The sequence below is a fragment of the Kocuria turfanensis genome (genome assembly GCF_001580365.1).
GTDB lineage: Bacteria > Actinomycetota > Actinomycetes > Actinomycetales > Micrococcaceae > Kocuria > Kocuria turfanensis.
In genome coordinates this window covers 2,058,245-2,079,375 of sequence record NZ_CP014480.1, presented here as the reverse complement: position 1 = coordinate 2,079,375, position 21,131 = coordinate 2,058,245, and the positions used below count along the sequence as shown (strand labels likewise).

Here is a 21,131-nt window from a genome sequence, read left to right as displayed (position 1 = left end):
GCGTCGGCCGTTCTGGCTCTCGGGGCGGTGACCGGCACAGGGGTGGCGACGGCGGCCCCGGCCTTCGCCGATGCCCCGGCCGGCAACGAGCAAGCCGCCAGCTTCGAGGTGGAGTTCCTGAAGAGCATGATCGACCACCACTACATGGCGGTCGTGATGGCTCAGGAGTGCGTGGACAAGGCCGTGCACCCGGAGCTGGCCGCGATGTGCGAGGACATCATCACGGTCCAGAACCAGGAGATCGAGCAGATGCAGACCTGGCTGCAGGAGTGGTACGGAATCACCTATGAGCCCCAGCTGTCCACCGGTGACATGGCTTCGATGCAACGGCTGGACCAGTTCACCGGGGCCGAGTACGAGATCCGGTTCATGCAGTCGATGATCCGCCACCACTGGGCGGCGGTCCGGGAGGCCGAGACCTGCCTGGACCGCGCCGAGCACCAGGACCTGCTGCAGCTGTGCCAGAACATCAAAACGGTCCAGCTGAGCGAGATCGCACAGATGCAGACCTGGCTCGAGGAGTGGTACGACCGCCAAGGCGGCCGCCCCGCCGCCACCGCCTGATCGACCCGCTGACCGGCCGATGTCCATTTACACCATCTGCCGGTAAAAGACGGGGCCTGCCCCTGCACGAACGAGCTGCACGGGGGCAGATTCCGTCTTCCCCCCATACCGCCCACTACTGCTTGGCGTTTGCTTCACCGCGGTGCACGCATGGTCCCGGTGACAGACCGCCCGGCATCCGCCGAGCTGGTATCGAGGGACCGGCTCATCGCCCGAGAGGGAATCTGCCATGCACTACATTTCATTAGGCCGCCGTACCGCGGCCGCCGCCTCCGCGGCCGCTGTGGCCACTGCGTTGCTGGGCGGAGCCGCTGCGCCGGCATCCGCCCACTGGGAGGCCGCCCCGGTGTCCTCCCACAGTCAGACGGAGATGATCCAGCCGGACCCGACTTCCCCGACCGCCTACGAGTTCGGTGAGACCCTGGCCGGGCTGGAGGGCGAGGAACTGGAGATCACGTTCCTGGCCGAGATCATTCCGCACCACCGGGCCGCGATCGAGATGGCCCAGCTGGAGCTCGAGCGCGGAACCAGCCCGGACATCCGCACCCACGCGGAGAACATCATCGCCAATCAGCAGCACCAGATCGACCAGTTCACCACCTGGTTGGAGGAGTGGTACGGGCTGACCCCTGAAGAGGCCATGGCCCAAGCCCCGGCAGAAGCCCAGGAGGAGATGAAGATCCTGGAGGAGGAGACCCAGATGATGATCGAGGAGCTGTCGGCCGCTGAGGCCGGTGAGGACTTCGATGTCGCTTTCGTGCAGAAGATGATTCCACACCACAACAGCGGGATCATCGAGTTCCTCGAGCCGCAGTCTCGCGCCGTGCACCCGCAGCTGCGCGTGGCGGCCACCTCGGGGATCACCACCCAGCAGGCCCAGGTCGCGGACTTCCGCACCTGGCTCGCCGGCCGCGCCTGATCACCGAGCTGAAACGGCGCGATCGGTGGGGCCGCCCGTTAGGGTGGCCCCACCGATCAACGACAGACTTCCATGTTCCGACCGCGCGAAAGGGGAGACCGTCGTGTACTCCGGAATCGTGGCCATGGCCCTGGTGGCGATGTCGGTCGTCGTTCTCCTCTACGCGCTGCACCGCACAGCAGTGATCACGGCCGACCCGCTGACGGTGCTGCCCGCTCAGTCCGGGTGGATGCCCCAGGAGCACGCGCTGTCCCGGTTCCACGCCCGCTGGTACCTCGCCTCGATCGTGTTCCTGGCCTTCGACGTCGAGATGCTCTTCATGTACCCGTGGGCGGTGGTCGTGATCGAGAAGGGGATCTCCGCGGTCGTGGAGATGTTCCTGTTCCTCGGGGGCCTGCTCGTCGCCGTGGCCTGGGCCTGGCGGGAAGGAGCCTTCCGATGGGCCTGAACGAACTCCTCGCCCGCTTCGCGGTTCGGGCCGCGCAGGTCCTCGTCGTCGAGGTCCCGGGACACTGGGACGCGCGCATGGAACTGGAGCAGCAGCTGCTCCGCCGCGGGTGGCGGCCGGCCTCAACACCGGCCGACGCGGACGTGCTCGCCGTGTGCGGTGTCCCCGGCCCCGAGCTCTCGGAGCTCGTGGACCGGCTCTGGGAGCAGATGCCCGGTCCTCGCGTCCGCGCCGACATCACCTCGCCGGGAGGGGTGGGACCAGCCCTCGACGACGCCGCAGCGCTCCTGCTCGACACCCCGCACCACCGGACGGACGCCCGGGAACGGCCGCAGGAGCCCGAGATCCCCGAGGACGTGGATCATGGGGGCCACGGGGGCATGGACCACGGCGAGATGGACCACGGCGAGATGGACCACGGCGAGATGGACCACGGCGAGATGGACCACGGCGAGATGGACCACGGCGAGATGGACCACGGCGAGATGGACCACGGCGAGATGGACCACGGCGGTCATGGCGGTCATGGCGGCATGGACCACAGTGGTCACGGCGGGATGGACATGGCCCCGGGGGGAATCGCCCTGGCCGGGGGCGGGGAGGACCGTGACGGGCTGGAGATGGACGTGCTCCACCTTCCGCTCGGTCCCGTGCTGCCGTTCTGGCCGGCCGGGCTCGTGCTGCACTGTTCCCTGCAGGGGGATGTCGTGGTCGACGCCGAAGCCTCCGTGGTCGACGGCGCCGGAGCAGGCGGACCGGGTCCCGGTCCCGCGCCGGCGGCGGTGGTGGTGTGGTGCGACCAGGTCGTGGCGTTGCTGGCCCTGGCCGGGGCCGAGGACGCGGCATCCGGCGCCCGCCGCGCCCGGGACGCCCTCCTGCACGGCGATCGGGGCGCCGCCCGGGCCGCCGCCGAGCGGCTGCACCGGACGATCCGGAGATCACGGCTGCTCCGCTGGTCGCTGCGAGGCGTGCTGCCGCTCGACCCGTCCGCTCTGGAGCACCACGGGTTGCCGCGGCACTGCCTCGGGGACGCCCACGACCGGCTGCTGTCCCGGGTGGAACGGATCCGGGCCGAGGCCGGTGGCGCGGTGCCGGTCCCGGTGGAGGACGGCGCGGTGCCGTGGGCGGTGCTGCCAGAGCTGGTGACCGGGCTGGAGCTGGCCTCCGTGCGGCTGGCCGTGGCGAGCCTGGGCCTCGATCCGCATCCTGCCGTCCAGGAGGTGGGGCATGGCTGAGAGCGTGGTGACGACCGTCCCCGGCGGATGGGCCGTGCTGGCGGGGATCCTCCTGTGCGGGCTGGCCTTCTTCGCCGTGGCTCTGGATACGGCGCTCTCGGCCCGGGCGCAGGGCACCGGCGGTGGATGGGGCGCGCCGCTGGGCCGTACGGCGCGGTTGCTGCGGCAGCGGCGCCGGACCACAGTGGCCGCGGACACCCTGCTGTGGCGGGTCGGTGGCGCGGGCATGCTGGTCGGAGCGTTCCTGATGATTGCGGTGCTCCCGCTGGGGGAGTGGACGCTGGCGGACCTGGACGTCGGCGTCGTGTGGTTCAACACCGTGGACGTCATGGTCTGGGCGCTGGTCTGGCTGGCCGGCTGGGGTGCGAACTCCGCCCACGGCCTGGTGGGCGGCTACCGCTTCCTGGCGCACGGGCTGGCCTACGAGCTGCCGCTGATGTTCGCCCTGGTGGCCCCGGCGATCGCCGCCGGCAGCCTGGCCGTGGGGGACGTCGCCGCGGCCCAGGACGGCGTGTGGTTCGTGGTGTGGATGCCGGTGGCGTTCCTCGTCTTCCTCATCGGCGTGACCGGCTTCTCCGTATGGGGCCCGTTCGCCCCGGCGCTGGCTGCCGACATCGGCGGCGGCGTGCTGGCCGAGCTCTCGGGGGTCGACCGCCTCGTCCTCCAGGCTGGGCGCTACCTGTTCCTGACCGCCGGCGCCGCCTTCTCGGTGCCGCTCTTCCTCGGTGGGGGCGCCGGGCCCGTCCTGCCCGGCTGGGCGTGGGTGCTGGTGAAGACCGTGCTGGTGCTCGCGGTGCTCGTGTGGCTGCGGCGGAGGATCCCGCTGCTGCGCCCGGACCGGTTCATGGAGATCGGCTGGGTGGTCCTGCTCCCGGCCGCCGTGCTCCAGGACCTGGTCGTGTCCCTCGTCGTCGTCTGGAAGGGCTGAGCCGTGCTGGTCGGAATCGTGTTCTGGGTGCTCGCCGTGGTGGCCGTGGCCGCGGGGGCGCTCGTGTTCGTGGTGGACTCCATGGCCCGGGCCACCTATGCCCTGGCGCTGTCCTTCATCGCCGTGGGGGTGCAGATCCTGCTGCTGGGCCAGAGCTATCTGGGGATCATCACGATCCTCATGATGGTGATGGAGATGGCGGTGATGGCGGTCTACATGGTGATGTTCATGGGCATGAACCCGGCGCTGATGCCCATGGACATGACCCACGGGAAGAAGACCGCGATCGGCGCCTCGGCCGGGGTTTTCGTGCTGCTGGCGGCCGGGGCGCTGCTGGTCCCGTGGCCGGAGCGTCGCGGCGCCCCGCCGGAGGACCTCACGCGTGCGCTGGGCCTGGAGATCATGGGCGAGAAGATGCTGGTGATGGCGGTGGTGGGCCCGGTCATGGTGGCCACCATCGTGGCCGGGGTGGTCCTGGCCGCCCATCGCACCCGCTACGACCGGCTCGGTGACGACCTGCGCCGCCGCCCGGCCGACGACCCGCAGCCGGGGGGTGTGGGCCGATGACCTTGGAAGCCGTGCTGGTCGTGGCCGCCGCGCTGTTCGCGGTGGGGCTCTACGGGGCCCTGTCCCAGCAGGTGGTGGTGATGGTGATGATGGGCCTGGAGCTGATGATCAACGGGGTGCTCCTGGCCGCGGCGGGGTTCTGGTGGTTCCTGGCCCCGGACCCCTCCGGGCAGGTGCTGCTGCTGGTGGTCCTGGCGGCCATGACCGTGGAGATGGCCATGGGTTTCGCCGTGGCCACTCTGCTGCACCGCAGGCGGCAGACCGACATGACCGACATGGCCGAGGAGCTCTCCCGATGACCGCGTCCCAGGCCGTGCTGCTGGCGGTGGTGGTGCTCCCGGCCACCGTGGGCGCGGTGCTCGCCCTCACCCGGGCGGAGCGTGCCGCGGCCCCGGTCGCGGTGCTCACCGCCGCGGTGACCACGGTCCTCGCGGCGGTCGCCGCCCTGACCCGGCCCGCCCTGTCCTACCCGTTCGTGGCCGGCGCCGACTTCGCGCTGGAGGTCGACGCCCTCGCAGCAGTCACCCTCCCGATGGTCGCGGGAGTGACGCTGCTGGTGCTGGTCTTCGCGGCCGGCAGCATCCGGGCGGGCCGGCCGCGGTTCCACGGGCTGATGCTGCTCTTCGCCGCCGCGGCCCTGGCCACGGCCGCGGCCGCGAGCCTGCCGGCGCTGCTGTTCGCCTGGGAGCTGATGGGCGCGACCTCCTACGCGCTGATCGGGTTCTGGTGGCGGGACTCCGACCGCGTCTCGGCCGGGCTCACGGCGTTCGTCACCACCCGCACCGCGGACCTGGGGCTCTACGTCGCCGCCGGGGCCGCCCTGGCCGGGGGCGCCGGGATGGCGCTGTCCGCCCTGCCCGCGGCGGAGGACCCGTGGCGGCACGTGATCGCGGCCGGGATCCTCGTGGCGGCCCTGGGCAAGGCCGCGCAGCTGCCCTTCTCGTTCTGGCTCTCCGGGGCGATGCAGGGCCCCAGCCCGGTGAGCGCACTGCTGCACTCCGCGGCGATGGTGGCCATGGGCGGCTACCTGCTGCTGCGCGTGGAGCCGCTGCTGACCTCCACCGGGTGGGCGGGCCCGGCCGCCGCGTGGATCGGGGTGGCCACCGCGGTGCTGATGGGGTTCGTGGCCCTGGCCCAGCGGGAGCTCAAGCAGCTGCTGGCGGCGTCCACGGTGGCGCAGCTGGGCTTCGTGGTGCTGGCCGCCGGGGTGGGCGCGGTCAGCGGAGGCGCGGCCCACCTGGTGGCCCACGCCTCCACCAAGGCCCTGCTGTTCCTGGCCGCCGGGGCGTGGCTGACCGCGCTGGGCACCGAGGAGCTCACCGCACTGCGCGGGGCCGGCCGCCGGTGGCGGGTGGTGGGCGTGACCGCCACCGTGGGGGCGCTGGCCCTGGCCGGGATCGCCCCGCTGTCCCTGTGGGCCACCAAGGACGCGGTGCTCGCCGGGGCGCTCGAGGTTTCGGGCCTGCTCTATGCCGCGGGGCTCGTGGCGGCGGCCCTGTCGGCGGCCTACGCGGGCAAGGTCCTGTGGACGATCTGGCGCCGCGGTGCCCGTGCGGAGGCGGAGGCCGGTGGCACCGGGCGGGTGGGGGTGCTGGAGCAGGCCCCGCTGGTCGTGCTCGCCGCCGGCGCGGCCCTGCTGGGGGTGCTCGCCCTGCCCCCGGTCAGCCGGGCCCTTGCCGAGGCGGTGGGCGGGCACGGCGCGGTGGCGCCCGTCGAGCTGGTTGTCTCGGCCGCGATCGCCCTGGTCGTCCTGCTGCTGATGCTGCGCGTGCGCGTCCCCGAGCCGGGCTGGGCCGTGCGGTGGCTGGGGTTGGAGGCCGCCGCGCACGCCGTCGTCGTCCGCCCCGCGCTGGGCCTGGGACACGCCCTGACCTGGTTCGACGACCTCGTCCTGGACCGGGCCGTGACCGCCGCGGCCGGGGCCGTCCCGGTGCTGGCACGGGCCGCGGCCCGGTTCGACGACCGGGTCCTCGACGCCGGGGTCGGCGCCACGGCGCACGCCGCCGACGCGGCCGGCCGGGGTGCGGCCCGGCTCGACGACACGGTCGTGGACGGCGCCGTCGAGGGCCTCGCCGGCCGGGTTCGCCGGGCCGGGCGGCTGGCCCGGGCCCCGCAGACCGGGGCCGTCCATCAGTACTTCCTCCAGGCCGTCGCGGTGCTCGCCGTCGGCGTCGTGGCCTGGTCCGTCTACGCCGTGATGGGATGAGCATGCTGAGTCTGATCGTCTTCCTGCCCCTGCTGGCCGCAGCCGTCCTGGCCGCTGTGCCCGCGATCGGGCCCGCGGCCGCGCGCTGGGCGTGGGTGGTGGTGTCCGTCGTGGAGCTGCTGCTCGTGGGCGTGCTGTGGGCCGGCTACGAGGACCCGGGTCCCAACGGGCTGGCGTTCGAGGAGCAGGTGCCGTGGATCCCCGGGGTCAGCAGCAGCTACCACGTGGGCGTGGACGGGCTCTCCCTGCCGCTGCTGGCCATGACGGCCGTGGTGTTCCTGGCCTGCGCCGTCTACGCCCTGCGGGACGCGGACCGGCCGCGCGTGCAGGCGGCGCTGTTCCTGTTCCTGCAGGGCGTGAGCCTCGGGGTGTTCGTGGCGGCCGACCTCATCCTGTTCTTCGTCTTCTTCGACCTGTCCATCGTGGGCATGTACTTCGTGATCGCCGGGTGGGGCCACGGCAGCGCGGCCCGGTCGGCGCTGAAGTTCTTCCTCTACACGTTCCTGGGCTCCCTGGCCCTGCTGCTGGGCTTCATCGGGCTCTACGTGGCGGCGGCCCCGCACACCTTCGACATCCCCGAGCTCGTCGCCGCGGCGCCGCTGGCGGGCGACCCGCTCACCGGGGGGCTGGTGCTCGCGGCGATCCTGGTGGGCCTGGCCGTGAAGACCCCCACCGTGCCCTTCCACACCTGGCTCCCCCCGGCCCACACCGACGCCCCGGCCATCGGCTCGGCCGTGCTGGCGGGGGTGCTGCTGAAGATGGGCACCTACGGGTTCGTGCGCATCGCCATGCCGATCCTGCCGGAGGCCTGGCGGGCGTGGGCCTGGGTGATCGTGGCCGTCGGCGTCGTCTCGGTGCTCTACGGGGCGTTCGTGGCCCTGGCCCAGACGGATCTCAAGCGGATGATCGCCTACACCTCGGTCAATCACATGGGCTACATCGTCCTGGCCCTGGGCGCGGCCGGGGTCCTCGCCGAGGACGCCGCCCAGGCTCGGTCCGTGGCGGTCACCGGCGCGGTGGTGCAGATGGTCAGCCACGGGCTGATCACCGCCGCCCTGTTCCTGCTCGCCGGGGTGATGCAGGACCGGGCCGGCTCCTACGACATGGGCTCCTACGGCGGGCTGGCCGCCCCCGCCCCGCGCTACGCGGCGCTGTTCGCGGTGGGGGCCTTCGCCTCCCTGGGTCTGCCCGGGTTCTCCGGGTTCATCGCCGAGTTCCAGATCTTCGCCGGCAGCGTGGCGGTCGCCCCGGTCACCGCGGTTGCCCTGCTGGGCATCCTGGTCACCGCCGCCCTGTTCCTGCGGGCGCTGCAGCGGGTCTTCACCGGCCCCGCGGCCGGGCACACCCCCGGGTTCGAGGACCTCCGGGCGCAGGAGCTGTGGTCCGCCGGTCCTCTGCTGGCGCTGTCCCTGCTCATCGGCGTGCTGCCCCGGGTGCTGCTCGAGGTGATCGAGCCGGCCTCGGCCGCCCTCGTGAGCCTGGTGGGACGGTAGCCGGTGGAGACCTCGATGCAGATGCGCCCCGAGCTGCTGCTGCCCGAGATCCTCGTCTTCCTCGGCGCGCTGGTGGTGCTGCTGGGCGGATCGTTCCTGCCCCGGCGACGCCAGTGGATCGCCCGCGCAGCCGCAGCCCTGGCCCTGCTGGGTGCCGCGACCGCCGCGGCCCTCGCCATGGCCGGACCCGCGCAGAGCGCCTTCAGCGGCACCTTCACCGTGGACACCGCCACCGGTGCCGCCCGGGTGATCGCCGCCTTGACCACCCTGCTGGTGCTGGGGGTGGCCTCCGGGGAGATCGCCGGGTCCCCGCGGGAGTCGGACACGTACGCGCTGCTGCTCCTGGCCACCACCGGGGTGATGGTCCTGGCCGGGTCCACCGACCTGCTCGTGCTGATCGTGGGGTTCCTGCTGGCCAGCATCCCCCTGTACGGGATCGTCGGGCTGACCGGCGGCCGCGCCGGGGCCGAGGCCGCCATGAAGACCTATCTCATGGGGGCGCTGTCCGGGATCCTGCTCATGGCCGGGGTCACCGTGCTCTACGCCCTGGCCGGCGGCACCGATTACGCCCTGCTCCAGGAGGAGCTGCCCGCCGCCCCGGCCGCGGCCGTGGGCGCGGGCGTGCTGGGCGTGCTCGCCGGGCTGCTCTTCAAGGCCGGTGGGGTGCCCTTCCACTTCTGGGTTCCCGACGCCGCCCAGGGCACCGGGGCCACCGCCGCCACGTTCCTCACCACCGTGCCCAAGGTGGGGGCGCTGGTGGCCGTGTACCGGCTCGTGGCCACGGTCTCCGCCGGGGACGGCTCCTGGCTGCTCGTCGCGGCGCTGCTGGCCACCGCCTCGATGGTCCTGGGCAACCTCGCGGCCTACTGGCAGACCGACCCCCGCCGGCTGCTGGGGTGGTCGACGGTGGCCCAGGTCGGGTTCCTGCTCGTGCCCGTGGCCGCGGCCGGGCGCAGCGACCTGGCCCTGCCCTCGCTGCTGTTCTACCTCGCCGCCTACGCGCTCACCAACGTCGCCGCCTTCGCCGTCACCGCCACGCTGCCCGAGCACCGGGAGCTGGCCGACTACCGGGGCCTTGCACGGGCCCGTCCCGGGCTGGGGCTGGCCCTGCTGGTGGCGCTGCTGGGGCTGGTGGGCACCCCGCCGCTGGCCGTGTTCGTCGGCAAGCTCACCACCGCCACCGCCGCCTGGGACGGTGGGCACGGTTGGCTGGTGCTGGTGGTGATGCTCAGCAGCGTGCTCAGCCTCTTCTACTACCTGCGCTGGTTCGCCCCCGTCTTCGCCCGCCCGGACCAGCACACGGCGGGGTTCCCCGGTCGCGGCGGGGCGGCCGCCTGGCCGGCCGTCACCGCCGGGGTCGCCGCGGTCGCGAGCCTGGTGCTGGGTGTCCTGGCCGGTGTCCTGTGGGCTGCCCTCGAGGGCCCCGTGGTCATGTAGGTGCGGCGACCTCCGCGCCCCGGACCGCCCGTGTGCAACGCCGAGAGGGGCGAACTCAGGCCCGGGTGGTCTGGCCGTGCTCGGCCGCATAGGCGGCGAAGACCTCACCGGGGTGCTCCCCGGTGCCCACGAAGTCGTCCTTGATCTCGGACCCGAGCTGGTTCAGGGCCGAGGACAGCCGCTGGGCGCTCAGCCGCACCGCCGGTTCGGACCGGGCCATGGCCGCATCACGGAGCCGCAGCGCATACGGCAGCTGGCGGGCCAGGGACAGGTCGGGGTTGCTCTCCTGGAAGTAGAAGCCCTCGGTGTGCTGGGTGAAGTCCACGGAGATCTTCGTGAGATCCGCCTGCAGGGAATCCAGGACCCGGGAGGCGATGGCCGGCTCGACCTCCCCGATCGTCTCGGCATAGTCGGCGTCGGCCAGGCCCTTGATTTCCAGGGCCAGCGCCCGGCGCCGCATCAGGGGAGGATAGATCTGCGTGAACCACGTCAGCGCCGCGGTCAACAGAGCGAACCCGGTCAAGGCCTCGAACGGGGAAGCGACCCGGATCCACGGGTCGGTGGCCACCACGTCCCCGTAGCCCAGCGTCGACAGCGTCACCACGGAGACGTAGACGGCCTCGACCGCGTCCGGGTAGGCGGCCGCGTCGATGCCGGAGGAGTACATGAACCCGCCCGGGACGTGCGGGTAGTAGATCAGCGCCCACCCCGCTGCTTGCAGCACCACCCAGAGGAGCACCACGGCCACCATCGCCGCCGGCCCCACCGCGGAGCCGGCCCGGTGACCGGTGACCTTCGAGACCCTCCACACCGTGGAGAGCACCAGCCGGCTCAGACGTCCCTGACCGCTGGGGTGCAACAGGGTGTGGAACATGTCCATCAGCCCGGCCACGATGACCACGATCCCCAGAACTGTCAGCAGTACGTCCATGATCGACCTCCGTCGTTGGTTCTTGTTCTTCCGGTCCCCGGGTTCCGGGGCGGCTCACCGGTCCTCAGTGCTGTTCGTGCTCGCCCTGCCGCGCGTCCTCGTCGGAGCGGTGCCGCACGGTGAACCACTGCGCCACGACGATGACCAGGGCCACCACGGCGGTGATCACCAGGGTGAACGGGTCCGACTGGGATTTCAGCAGCACGAACGGCACGAGCACCGCGACGTCGAGGGCGATCGCGACCCAGGGGATCCACGGTTTGGCCCCGACGTCGTCCTTGAGGTGGCGGAGGATGCCGAGGTGGATGGCGATGTCCATGGCCAGGTACAGGATGGCGCCGAGGGAGGCGATCTGGGACAGGTCGAAGAAGGCCGCCATGACGATGGCCAGTCCCGCCGTGATGTAGAGGGACTGGTGGCCCTCCTTCCCCGGCAGCCCGGGGGCCTGGCCCATGTCGCGGAGCATGTCGTAGAGCTTCGAGACCGAGAACAGGCTCGCGATGAGCCCCGACAGGGTCGCGACCACGGCGATCACCACGGTCAGCGTCACGCCCCAGGCGCCGAACATCGGCTCGGCCGCCTCGGCCAGGGCGTAGTCCCGGGCCTCGACGATCTGCGGCACGGTCAGGCTGCCGGTCACCGCGACGGTGATCAGCAGGTAGAGCACGGTGCACAGGGCGAGGGAGATCATGATGGAGCGGCCGATGTTGCGCTCCGGCTGCTGCAGGTCGGCGCCCTGGTTGGTGATCGTGGTGAAGCCCTTGTACGCCAGGATGCACAGGGTGGTCCCGGCCAGGAAGCCCAGCCATCCCGTCTCCGGCGGGGTGCGGTCGGCGGCGGTGAACAGCCGGCCCAGGGAGGACACCCCGGCGGCGAGGATGCCGGCGATCGCCAGCACGGCGATCCCGACGATCTTGAGCGCCGCGGTCACCGTGGCGGAGCGCTCCACCCATCGGTTGCCCACCAGGTTGACCAGGGCGGCGGCCACGATCGCCACCACCGCCAGTACCGCCACCCACACCTCGGAGCCCTGCAGGCCGAAGGGGCGCAGCAGGTAGGAGGCGAAGGTGCGGCCCAGCAGGGACTCGGCCAGGATCATCGACACGTACATGAACAGGGAGAAGGACCCGGCGAGAACCCCCGGGCCGTAGGCGGCCTTGAGCAGCATCGCGATCCCGCCGGAGGACGGGTTGGTGGCCGAGTAGCGGATGTAGGAGTAGGAGCTGAACGCCACGACCACGGCGCCGGCGAGGAACGCCCAGGGCACCCAGCCGCCGGCCAGTTCGGCGACCTGCCCCACGAGGGCGAAGATGCCCGCGCCGATCATCACCCCCGTCCCGACGGCGACGGAACCGGTCAGGGAGAGTTTCTGCTGCGTCTGCGTGTCGTGGTCCATGAGGAGGTGCACGTCCTTCCTGCCGGGCGGCGAACGCCCCCGGCGGTGGGGTGGTTCGGACAGGGTCGGTGGGCCGAGCCCACGGTGCTCAGCGGGCCGCCACGGTGCCCATCATGCCGAGGTCCTCGTGGTCGAGGATGTGGCAGTGGTAGACGGTGCGGCCGCCGAAGTCCTCGAAGGCCACCCGGACCGTGACCTCCCCGAAGGCGGGGATGTTGACCACGTCCTGCCACCGCGGTCCGGGGACGTCGCGGCCTGCCTCGGACACGACCTGCATCGGCCACACGTGCAGGTGCATCGGGTGGTCCATGGGGCTGGAGTTGACCAGGGTCCACTCCTCCACGGTGCCCACCCGGACCCGCTGGTCGGTGCGCTCGGCGTCGAACTGCTGCCCGTCGATCGTGAAGGACATCATCTGCCCGGGCCCGCGCATGCTGCCCATCATCCCGCCCATCCCTCCCATGCCCATGGCGAAGTCCAGGGTGCGCCGGGCCTCGACCGGCTCCTCGCGCAGATCCCGCAGGGACGGGCCGGCGGGCACGGGCCCGGCGTCCCCGGCCCGGTCCCCGGCGACCTCGAGGGTGAGCAGCTCGATCGGCTCGTCGTTGCCGGGGCCGTCCCCGGGCATGGCCCCGCCCATCATCCCGTCCATGCTGCCGCGGTCCACCGGGGCGGCCACCAGGGTGGAGGTGCCCTCACGGGTGTCCACCAGCAGCTCCACCCGGTTGCCCGGCGCCAGGGTCACCTCGGTGAGCTCGACCGGCTCGGGCAGCCGGCCGAGGTCGCGGCCGGACAGCCGCAGGGTCTGGCCGTCGAGGGTCAGGCGCAGGTACCGGGATGGGCAGGCGTTGACGACCCGCCACAGCTCCCGCTCCCCGGGTGCGGCGGTGGCCTCGGGACGGACCTGACCATTGACCAGCACGGTCTCGCCCTCCCGGCCCATCATCTGCTGCGGCGGGGAGACCTCGGCGAGGTTCCCGGAGGCGTCCAGGGTGATGTCGGAGACGACCAGGACCCGCTCCCGGGCCACCGGGACGGGGTCGGGGTCCTCGACGACGATGGCCCCGTAGAGCCCGGCGGCGAGCTGGTCGGCCACGTGGCCGTGGTGGTGCGGGTGGTACCAGTAGGTGCCCGGCGGGTGGTCGCCCGGCAGGACGTACTCGTAGTCGAAGGTCTCCCCGGGGGCGATGCTCACGAAGGGGTTGTCCCCGTTGTCCTGCGGGGAGACGTGCAGGCCGTGCACGTGCAGGTTCGTCGGGTCGTCCAGGCCGTTGGTCATCGCCACCCGGAGCGTGTCGCCGGGGCGGACCCGCAGGGTGGGCCCGGGCAGGGAGCCGTTGAACGCCTGCACGTGCGCGGTGCGCGCCCCGATCCGCACCCGGGCGGGGGCTGCCTCCAGGGCCAGGTCCAGGGCCCCGTCGCGGCTGGACAGCACCTCGGGCTGCACCAGCTCCCGGCCGCCGCCGAGGGCCTGGCCGCCGCCGCCGGTCCACCACAGCCCGGCCCCGCCCGCGGCCGCGGCGCCGGCCCCGGCCGCGCCCAGGGCCAGCAGCTGCCGGCGCGTCAGCGGGCTCACCGGTCGCCCTCGTCCAGGGTCCGCAGCCGCTCGCGGTACTCCTCGGTGCTGATCTCCCCGCGCGCGTAGCGCTCCTCGAGGATCTCCCGGGACCGGCGCGGGCCGGCACCCGTCGGTGGCGGGGCGCTCCCGCCCTGCCGGGTCCCGCCGCCCGAGTTCCCGGTGAACGCCTTCACGAGCACGAAGATCAGCACCACCGTGCCCAGGATCAGCAGGAGCCAGAAGATCCACATCCAGCCCATGCCTCCTCCCATGCCGTCGCCCCACATCATCGCGGTCCTCCTTCATCGATCGGTTCGTTGCTTCCTGCAGAGCGCCGCCCGTGGGCGGCGACGCCGGTCACCGGGGCGGTCAGGAACCGTCCGGCAGCTCCTGGAGCATCTGCTCCATCTCGGTGATCTCCGCCTCCTGGTCCTCGACCACCTGGCGGGCGAGCTCGACGGCCTGGGGGTTCTGCCCCTGCTCGACCTGGTCCCGGGCCATCTCGACCGCGCCCTCGTGGTGGACGGTCATCTGCTCCAGGTACAGCCGGGCCGCGTCCGTCCCCTGCGCATCGTTGAGCATGCCCATGTCCTCCTCGCTCATCATCCCGCCGGCCCCGTGGCCCATGGACGTGGAGTCCTCGCCGGGCATCGGCGCTTCCCAGGTCCGCAGCATCTGGTTCATGCGCTCGATCTCCGGGCCCTGGGCATCGACGACCTTCTGGGCGAAGGCCCGGACATCGGCGGGGACGTCGTCCTTGGCCAGCAGGATCTCGCTCATGTCCACGGCCTGCTCGTGGTGCGGGATCATCATCTGCGCGAACATCACGTCGTCGTCGTTGTGCTCTTCAGCGATCGGTTCCCCTGAGGTAGCGCCCGACGGGGTGCTCGAGGCGCTGCCGGCCCCGGTGGCGGCAGCTGTGGAGCTGGTGGTCTCGGAGGCCGCGTCAGTGTTCTCTCCGCCTCCGGTGCCGCAGCCGGCCAGGGCCAGGGCAGAGGCGAGGGCCACGGCGGTGAGGGAAGAGGCTCGGTTCATGGGGATGTCCTTACGTGGGGTAGTCGGGTGGTGGTGGCCCCAGGCAGGGCCTGGAGACCGGGAGCCGGGTCGGGCCGTGGGGGATCCGGTCCCGGCACGCTCAGGAAGAGGTGACCGCATATCCTGCACGCGCCACTGCGGCGCGCACGGATTCCTCTGCGACAGGGGTGGTGCTGGTCACGGTAACGGCCGAAGCCTCGCCGGCTACGAGGTCGATCTGCACGTCAAGGACCCCCTCCAACGCCGTGAGGGCCTCGGTGACCCGGCCGGCGCAGTGGCCGCAGGTCATGCCCTCCACCTGGTAGGTCGTGGCGGTGCCGTCCGAGGACGGCGACTGCGCCTCGACGGCAGTCCCCGCTTCCTCGGGGACAGAGGTGGGAGCGCAGCAGGCGCAACCGGTGGCGGCCATCGGCAGGGGGTGGCGGGGCGAGCTGGTCATGGTGGGCTCCTTCGGATCGTGAGGGAACGGGGAACGCCCCTCGCCTCTCAGGTATATACCCTGGGGGGGTATAGTGCAAGGATGTCAGTGAGCCTCCCGAGCGGGAGGCAGATCGGCCAGTTGGGGGGTCGGCAACTGGATGGTGAACACCGCGCCGTGTCTGGGGCCGGGGGAGGCGGCGGTCAGGGTGCCGCCGTGGGCTTCGACCAGTGCTTTGGAGATGGCCAGCCCGATCCCCGAGCCGCCGTGGTCTCGGTCCCGGGCGGTGTCCCCGCGCCAGAAGCGCTCGAACACCTGAGGCAGTTGCTCGGCACTGATGCCCTCACCGGTGTCGCTGATGCAGAGGACCACTTGGCCGGACATCTGATGGGTGGCACTGACGGTGACCGTCCCACCCGCTGGGGTGTGGCGCAGGGCGTTGGTGAGCAGATTGCCCAGCACCTGCCCCATCCGCTGCCGGTCCACCTCCAGGACCCCGGTCTCATCGTCGACGTCCACGTCGAGGGCCACGCCCTTGGCCGCGTAGGACTCCCTGTGGGCCTCGGCGGCGGTGTGCAGCAGTTCGAGCACGGGCTGTTCTGCGCGGTCCAGGTCGATGCGCCCCTCCTCGGCGCGGGAGACATCGGTGATGTCCTCGACCAGCCGGGTGGTCAAGCCCCCGGGAGTGGTGTAACGATCCTTCGTACGGGGATCAGGCTGTCAGTGCGGTCAGGGGGTCGGGATTCACCTCGCTTCCGGTGACGTCGACGGTGGTGAGCCGGCATCGGGTGAGTACCTCCAGGCCGAGGTAGCGGCGGCCTTCGGCCCACTCGTCGGTCTGTTCGGCCAGCACGGCGCCGACGAGGCGGACGATGGCTGCTCGGTTGGGGAAGATCCCGACTGCGTCGGTCCGCCGCCGGATCTCCTTGTTCAGCCGTTCGGCGGGGTTGTTGGACCAGATCTGGGCCCAGACGTCCTTGGGGAAGCTCGTGAAGGCGAGGATGTCCTCGCGGGCCTGCCCCAGATGCTCGGCCACCGCCGGGAGCTTCTCGGCGACGTAGTCGATGAGGCGGTCGAATTGGGCGTGCACGGCGGCGGCGTCGGGCTGGTCGTAGACGCTGTGCAGCATCGCCTTCACGGCCGGCCACATGCTCTTCGGGCAGATCGACATGAGATTGGCCGCGTAGTGGGTGCGGCACCGCTGCCAGGTGGCCCCGGGCAGATTCGCGGCGATCGCGTCCTTGAGCCCGGCGTGGGCGTCGGAGGTGACCAGGCGGACCCCGCCCAGGCCGCGGGCCACGAGGTCGGCGAAGAACTCGTTCCAGGCCGCCCCGGTCTCGGCCGTGGCCACCCGCATGCCCAGGACCTCGCGGTGGCCGTCGCCGTTGACCCCGGTGGCCAGCAGCACGACCGCGTTCACTACGCGCCCGCCTTCGCGGACCTTCATGGTCAGCGCGTCGGCGGCCACGAACGTGAAAGGACCGGCCTCGCCCAGGGGCCGGTGGCGGAAGGACTCCACGTGCTCGTCGAGATCACCGGCCATCCGGGAGACCTGGGACTTCGACAGGCTGTTGATCCCCAGGGTCTTCACCAGCTTGTCCATCCGGCGGGTCGAGACCCCGGCCAGGTAGCAGTCGGCCACGACCGTGATGAGGGCGGACTCGGCCCGTTTGCGCCGCTCGAGCAACCAGTCGGGGAAGTAGGTGCCGGTGCGCAGCTTCGGGACGGCGACGTCGATAGTGCCGATGCGGGTGTCGAGGTCGCGGTGCCGGTAGCCGTTGCGCTGGGTCACCCGCTCGGGAGCGGGTCGGCCCCATTCGGCGCCGACCACCGCCTCGGCATCGGCGGAGAGCAGCGCGTTGATCACCGTCTGCAGCAGGGACCGCATCAGATCCGGGGACGCTTCGGACAGGGCTTCGCCGAGCAGGCCGACAGGGTCGACAATATGAGGAGCGGTCATCGTGATGATGTCCTTTCGAGGGTGCTGTGAGAGGTGAACTCGAAAGATCTCACGGTGGCCGCGCCCTCGTCCGGAACGACGAGCAGGACCACCGCGCTACACCACTATCGGGGGCTCAACTCCGGGTGAGGCGTCCCAGCTGGTCGGTCATGATCTCGCTGGTGGTTTCGTCCCAGTGGATGACCCCGTCCTGGAGGCCTTCGCAGTACACGGTGAGCACCGAGATCGGGGTGCGCATCTCATGGGCCAGGTCCGAGAGCATCCGCCGGCGGGTGCCTTCGGTACTTTGCAGACGAGCCGCCATGGTGTTGAACGCGGTGGCCACCCCGTCCACCTCCGCTCCGGCACCCAGGGCCGGTACCCGGGTGTCGTAGCGGCCGCGGGACATGCCTTTGGCGGCTTCGGCCAGCTTCCCGAGAGAACCCTGGATGCGACGGGATAACCAGATGCTGGCGACCAGGGCGCAGATCAGGGCCGTGGCCAAGGCCACGGCCACGGTGATGAGGTTGGTGTCGCGGTAGGCCTGCTCCACGTGCAGCAACTCCGGGGAGTTCTCCGCATGCCCGGCCATGATCAAGTGATTGTGGAAGATCGCCGGGCCCATCAGGGAGGCCACCACGACTGCCGCCGCCAGGGAGGCTGCGACCACCAGCACCTGGACGGTGAAGAACCGGGTAGCCAGGCTCCGCTCGCGCCGGGGACTCACGGTGTCACCATCCGGTAGTCGACCCCACGGACCGTGTCGATGAAGCCGATCGGGTCTTCCCCGAGCTTCCGGCGCAGGTGCCCGATGTGCACGTCCACGATCCGCTCGTCCCCGACCCAGGATGGATCCCAGACGGTGTCGATGAGCTTGCGGCGGGTGAGCGCCTGGTGCGGGCGGGCCGACAGGGCCCCCAGTAGGTCGAACTCGGTGCGGGTCAGGCCCACCGGCCGCCCGCCCACCCGTGCCTCGTGGGCCGCGAGGTCGACGGTCAGCTCCCCGAACTCCCGGGCGGGCTCGACCGGGGCCACGGTGGTCCGGGGCCGGCGCAGCACCGCGGCCACCCGGGCGACGAGCTCGCGAACACTGAAGGGCTTCGTGATGTAGTCGTCGGCCCCGGCCGCCAGCCCGGCCAGCTTGTCCTCCTCGTCCCCGCGGGCCGTGAGCATCAGCACGTAGCACTCGGAGAAGCCCCGGATCCTGCGGCACACCTCGATGCCGTCCAGCCCCGGCAGACCCAGGTCCAGCACCACCACGTCCAGGCTCCGGTCGCGGGCGGCCTCCAGGGCGTCGGGGCCGGTGTGCGCCAGGTCCACCGCGTAGCCGGCGCGGGCCAGGTAGGTGGCGACCATCTGCGCCAGGGGTTTCTCGTCGTCGACCACCAGCACCCGCTCCGGGCGGGTGCCGGCATCGGAGCCAGAATTCATGCCTCCAGTGTGTCCCCGACCTGTATGCCGATCCGTCCCAGAGGCCCTTCCTGCGGCAATCTTCGCCAAACCTTCAAGGAAAACGGCGCAGAGCCCCTCTACGGCCGGTCGAGAATGGTGGATGGTCCTCGTGATGTGGTTGCGAGGCGGAAAGGACCCATGAACTCCTTGACCCGCAGATCCCTTCTCCTGGCCGGGTTCAGCCTGCTGGGCTCCGGGGCCCTGGTGGCGTGCTCGCCGCAGGCGAACTCCACGGCTCCGACTGCTTCCTCCAGCACCAACAGCGCTGGAACGGCGATCACCCACATCCATGCCATCACCCGCGACACAGCCACCGGGGTGATTCTGTTGGCCACCCATGAGGGCCTGTTCCGGTTGGAGAACCGGCAGTTGACCCAGGTGGGCCCGGTCGTGGACCTGATGGGTTTCACCCTCACCGAGGGCCGCTACCTCGCCTCGGGCCACCCCGGGATGGGGACCGACCTGCCCGAACCGGTCGGGCTGATCGAATCCACCGACGGCGGTGAGACCTGGGAGGTGCTCTCCCGAGGGGGGGAGTCGGACTTCCACGCCCTGACCGCCAGCCCGAACGCGGTCATCGGCTTCGACGGGCAGCTGCGCGCCAGCACCGACGGCCGCACCTGGGACACCCTTGAGATCCCCTCCGCCCCGGCGTCCCTGGCGATCGCCCCGGGCACGGGCACAGTCCTGGCCACCACCGAGAACGGCGTGCTGCGCTCCAGCGACGACGGGACCACCTGGGACACCCTGGACACCCCGCAACTGATGTCGATGGTGGCTTGGGCCGATGAGAAGACCATCGTCGGCGCCGGCATCGACGGGCGCCTGCTCACCAGCGCTGACGCCGGGGACACCTGGGACACCAGTGAGAAGGCGATCGGGGAGATCACCGCCCTGGGAGCGAGCATCACTGCGGAGGGGACGGTGGAGGCACTGCTGGTGGCCGATTCCACCGTCCTGCGCACCACCGACGGCGGCAGCAGCACCGAGGTGCTGCTGTAAGAACGCACGCGAGCCGGACAGCCGGTCCGGGGCCGCAAGGCCGGCCCCGGACCGGTCGGGACCGACATTCGCGGCACCTCGAGCCCATGCCTATGGCGGGCCGGTGACTACACTCGGCGGGACAGCACACCAGCTGCAGGGAAGGGCGCGATGGCGATGGATGAGCATCTTCCCCACCACCGGCTCAGCGATCAGGCGGGCACCCCCGGAGACGCTCAGCTGGTCCGGCCGAGGCGCCTGCGCGCGCTGTGGAACTCCGCCATCGGCGGGATCGGCGTGGTCCTGGGGCTCCTCCCGCATGTGCTGCACCATGTGGGCGTGCTCGCCGGGACGGCGCTGATTGCCGGGTCCGGCGGGACCGTCCTGTTCGGTGTTCTGGGCCTTGCCGCCTCGATCCCCTTCCTGCTACGTCTGCGCCGCAGGTTCGGGACCTGGTGGGCGCCCGCGGTGGGTCTGCTCGTCTTCGCGGTCCTCTACTCGCTCTCGGCCTTCGTCATCGGCCCGCTCATCAGCGGCAGCGCAACAGGCGGCATCCCGGGCGGCGACGAGTCCCCGGCCCCTTCCCACAGCCCCGGCCACACCTCCGGCCACTGACCGAAGTGATCCTTCCGGGCCCGCTGACGCTGCGACATGCACTTCACGATCCTGCGCCCCGGCACGTCTCTTTCCGGACCCCTCTATAGGCGGCCCTGGTGCCGGGGCTTGACGACGAGCACGGGGCAGTGGGCGTGGTGGACGACCTGGTTGGAGACCGAGCCCAGGAGCAGGCCGGTGAAGCCGCCGTAGCCGTGGGGTCCCACGATCAGCAGATCGGCCTCGGCGGAAGCCTCCACCAGCACCGCGGCGGCCTAGCCCTGGACCACCTCGCCGGTGATGTCCTCCTGCTCGGCGTGGACGCTGCGCAAGGCGTCGTCCTGGAGGTGCCGGGCCCTGGCTTCGTATCGGGTCAGGTCCCAATCCAGGTCGTCACCGGCCACCATGGACGGATGCTGCCAGGCAGTCACCACATGGACCTGACCCTGACGGAACCGGGCCTCGGTGACCGCCCACTCCAGAGCCCTCAGGGACTCGGGCGATCCGTCCACCCCGACCACGATGCGGAAGGGTTCCGCGGCGTTCACGACCGTGCCCCCTCCGGGGAGTGGGCCTGGCCGGGGTGCGGGGCGCGGGCCAGGAAGTCGGCGCGTACGTCCAGGGCGGCGTCGGTGCGGCTCATGGATTCGGTCCCGTCCGTGACGGTGCCGGCCAGGGCCCGGATCGCGTCGATGTTCTCCGGGACTACCACCGCTTGGTTGTCGACGGTGTAGGTGCAGAACAGCTCGTCGCCGCGCACCGTGAGGATGTCGGCCCACACGGCGACCTCGTACATGTCCCCGCGGGGCCGGCCGAGGTCCCGCATCAGCTCGATGGTGCTGTTGGGCGCCACGATCCCCTCGCTGCTGCGGACCAGCGCGATCCACAGCACGGCACCCAGCATCGTGAGACCAGATAGGTCCCTTCCGCTTTACATATGGCCCCGTTAGCGGTGGGCCGCGTCGCAGTATGAGCCCCTTGTCCATGCACCTTGAGAACCGTGGCAGGGGCTAGAAGGTCTGGCCGCGAC

The 21,131-nt window shown here is 71.5% G+C and carries 21 protein-coding genes and 3 pseudogenes; 12 read left to right on the top strand and 12 right to left on the bottom strand.

Going from position 1 to position 21,131, the window contains the following annotated elements; genetic code table 11:
* The first annotated feature begins 27 nt into the window (after positions 1-27).
* The 10 genes from AYX06_RS09635 (at position 28) to AYX06_RS09590 (ending at position 9,797) form a co-directional block, all read left to right on the top strand.
* On the top strand, positions 28-564 hold the full coding sequence (locus tag AYX06_RS09635) for a DUF305 domain-containing protein (protein ID WP_180814597.1): 537 nt from the start codon (positions 28-30) through the stop codon (positions 562-564).
* A 346-nt stretch (positions 565-910) separates the two neighbouring features.
* A complete protein-coding gene (locus AYX06_RS09630) occupies positions 911-1,483 on the top strand; it encodes a DUF305 domain-containing protein (RefSeq protein WP_232319280.1) in 573 nt (190 codons plus the stop codon).
* Between the two features lie 103 nt (positions 1,484-1,586).
* Entirely contained in the window at positions 1,587-1,931 is a 345-nt protein-coding gene (locus AYX06_RS09625) for an NADH-quinone oxidoreductase subunit A (RefSeq protein ID WP_047691301.1), read from the top strand.
* Entirely contained in the window at positions 1,922-3,166 is a 1,245-nt protein-coding gene (locus AYX06_RS20465; RefSeq protein ID WP_232319279.1) for a hypothetical protein, read from the top strand. The genes AYX06_RS09625 and AYX06_RS20465 overlap by 10 nt, the downstream gene beginning before the upstream one ends.
* Positions 3,159-4,094, top strand: a complete 936-nt coding sequence (locus tag AYX06_RS09615) for an NADH-quinone oxidoreductase subunit H (RefSeq protein WP_062735584.1) — start codon at positions 3,159-3,161, stop codon at positions 4,092-4,094. Before AYX06_RS20465 ends, AYX06_RS09615 begins: the two co-directional genes overlap by 8 nt.
* A 3-nt stretch (positions 4,095-4,097) precedes the next feature.
* The gene (locus AYX06_RS09610) at positions 4,098-4,661 is read left to right on the top strand and encodes an NADH-quinone oxidoreductase subunit J (RefSeq protein WP_062735583.1); all 564 of its coding nucleotides are present in this window, start codon (positions 4,098-4,100) and stop codon (positions 4,659-4,661) included.
* Positions 4,658-4,960 carry an NADH-quinone oxidoreductase subunit NuoK gene (locus AYX06_RS09605; protein WP_010534530.1) on the top strand — a complete coding sequence of 101 codons (303 nt, stop codon included), beginning with the start codon at positions 4,658-4,660 and terminating at the stop codon, positions 4,958-4,960. The genes AYX06_RS09610 and AYX06_RS09605 overlap by 4 nt, the downstream gene beginning before the upstream one ends.
* On the top strand, positions 4,957-6,867 hold the full coding sequence (locus tag AYX06_RS09600; protein WP_062735582.1) for an NADH-quinone oxidoreductase subunit 5 family protein: 1,911 nt from the start codon (positions 4,957-4,959) through the stop codon (positions 6,865-6,867). The genes AYX06_RS09605 and AYX06_RS09600 overlap by 4 nt, the downstream gene beginning before the upstream one ends.
* A complete protein-coding gene (locus AYX06_RS09595) occupies positions 6,864-8,360 on the top strand; it encodes a complex I subunit 4 family protein (RefSeq protein ID WP_232319278.1) in 1,497 nt (498 codons plus the stop codon). The genes AYX06_RS09600 and AYX06_RS09595 overlap by 4 nt, the downstream gene beginning before the upstream one ends.
* A gap of 15 nt (positions 8,361-8,375) precedes the next feature.
* On the top strand, positions 8,376-9,797 hold the full coding sequence (locus AYX06_RS09590) for an NADH-quinone oxidoreductase subunit N (RefSeq protein ID WP_186815694.1): 1,422 nt from the start codon (positions 8,376-8,378) through the stop codon (positions 9,795-9,797).
* A 55-nt stretch (positions 9,798-9,852) separates the two neighbouring features.
* On the opposite strand, the gene AYX06_RS09585 is transcribed toward AYX06_RS09590, so the two are convergent.
* From AYX06_RS09585 to AYX06_RS09540, 10 genes and pseudogenes are all read right to left on the bottom strand, one after another.
* Entirely contained in the window at positions 9,853-10,728 is an 876-nt protein-coding gene (locus tag AYX06_RS09585; protein ID WP_062735580.1) for a potassium channel family protein, read from the bottom strand.
* 64 nt (positions 10,729-10,792) lie between these two features.
* Positions 10,793-12,124: an APC family permease gene (locus tag AYX06_RS09580; protein ID WP_062736978.1), complete on the bottom strand. Its 1,332-nt coding sequence runs from the start codon at positions 12,122-12,124 to the stop codon at positions 10,793-10,795.
* 88 nt (positions 12,125-12,212) lie between these two features.
* Positions 12,213-13,700 carry a multicopper oxidase family protein gene (locus AYX06_RS09575; RefSeq protein WP_062735579.1) on the bottom strand — a complete coding sequence of 496 codons (1,488 nt, stop codon included), beginning with the start codon at positions 13,698-13,700 and terminating at the stop codon, positions 12,213-12,215.
* Entirely contained in the window at positions 13,697-13,972 is a 276-nt protein-coding gene (locus AYX06_RS09570; protein WP_062735578.1) for an SHOCT domain-containing protein, read from the bottom strand. The genes AYX06_RS09575 and AYX06_RS09570 overlap by 4 nt, the downstream gene beginning before the upstream one ends.
* Before the next feature lie 79 nt (positions 13,973-14,051).
* On the bottom strand, positions 14,052-14,717 hold the full coding sequence (locus tag AYX06_RS09565) for a DUF305 domain-containing protein (protein WP_062735577.1): 666 nt from the start codon (positions 14,715-14,717) through the stop codon (positions 14,052-14,054).
* A gap of 100 nt (positions 14,718-14,817) precedes the next feature.
* Positions 14,818-15,156, bottom strand: coding sequence for a heavy-metal-associated domain-containing protein (locus AYX06_RS09560; RefSeq protein ID WP_047691956.1), 339 nt, complete (start codon positions 15,154-15,156; stop codon positions 14,818-14,820).
* Positions 15,157-15,240: 84 nt separating this feature from the next.
* Positions 15,241-15,804, bottom strand: a pseudogene (locus AYX06_RS09555) (sensor histidine kinase); the annotation flags it as partial.
* Between the two features lie 43 nt (positions 15,805-15,847).
* Positions 15,848-17,095: an IS256 family transposase gene (locus tag AYX06_RS09550; RefSeq protein ID WP_062735576.1), complete on the bottom strand. Its 1,248-nt coding sequence runs from the start codon at positions 17,093-17,095 to the stop codon at positions 15,848-15,850.
* A gap of 121 nt (positions 17,096-17,216) precedes the next feature.
* A pseudogene (locus AYX06_RS09545) lies at positions 17,217-17,801 on the bottom strand (HAMP domain-containing protein); the annotation flags it as partial.
* Positions 17,798-18,505 (bottom strand): response regulator transcription factor, encoded by a 708-nt coding sequence (locus tag AYX06_RS09540; protein ID WP_062735575.1) that lies wholly within the window; start codon positions 18,503-18,505, stop codon positions 17,798-17,800. The gene AYX06_RS09540 and the pseudogene AYX06_RS09545, both read right to left, overlap by 4 nt.
* 159 nt (positions 18,506-18,664) lie before the next feature.
* On the opposite strand from AYX06_RS09540, the gene AYX06_RS09535 reads away from it, so the two are divergent.
* Positions 18,665-19,528 carry a F510_1955 family glycosylhydrolase gene (locus AYX06_RS09535; RefSeq protein WP_062735574.1) on the top strand — a complete coding sequence of 288 codons (864 nt, stop codon included), beginning with the start codon at positions 18,665-18,667 and terminating at the stop codon, positions 19,526-19,528.
* Between the two features lie 156 nt (positions 19,529-19,684).
* A complete protein-coding gene (locus AYX06_RS09530; protein WP_186815688.1) occupies positions 19,685-20,122 on the top strand; it encodes a hypothetical protein in 438 nt (145 codons plus the stop codon).
* 83 nt (positions 20,123-20,205) lie between these two features.
* Here the strand turns inward: AYX06_RS09530 and AYX06_RS09525 are convergent.
* A pseudogene (locus tag AYX06_RS09525) lies at positions 20,206-20,622 on the bottom strand (universal stress protein).
* A gap of 23 nt (positions 20,623-20,645) precedes the next feature.
* The gene (locus AYX06_RS09520; protein WP_232319277.1) at positions 20,646-20,993 is read right to left on the bottom strand and encodes a hypothetical protein; all 348 of its coding nucleotides are present in this window, start codon (positions 20,991-20,993) and stop codon (positions 20,646-20,648) included.
* Positions 20,994-21,131 lie beyond the last annotated feature (138 nt).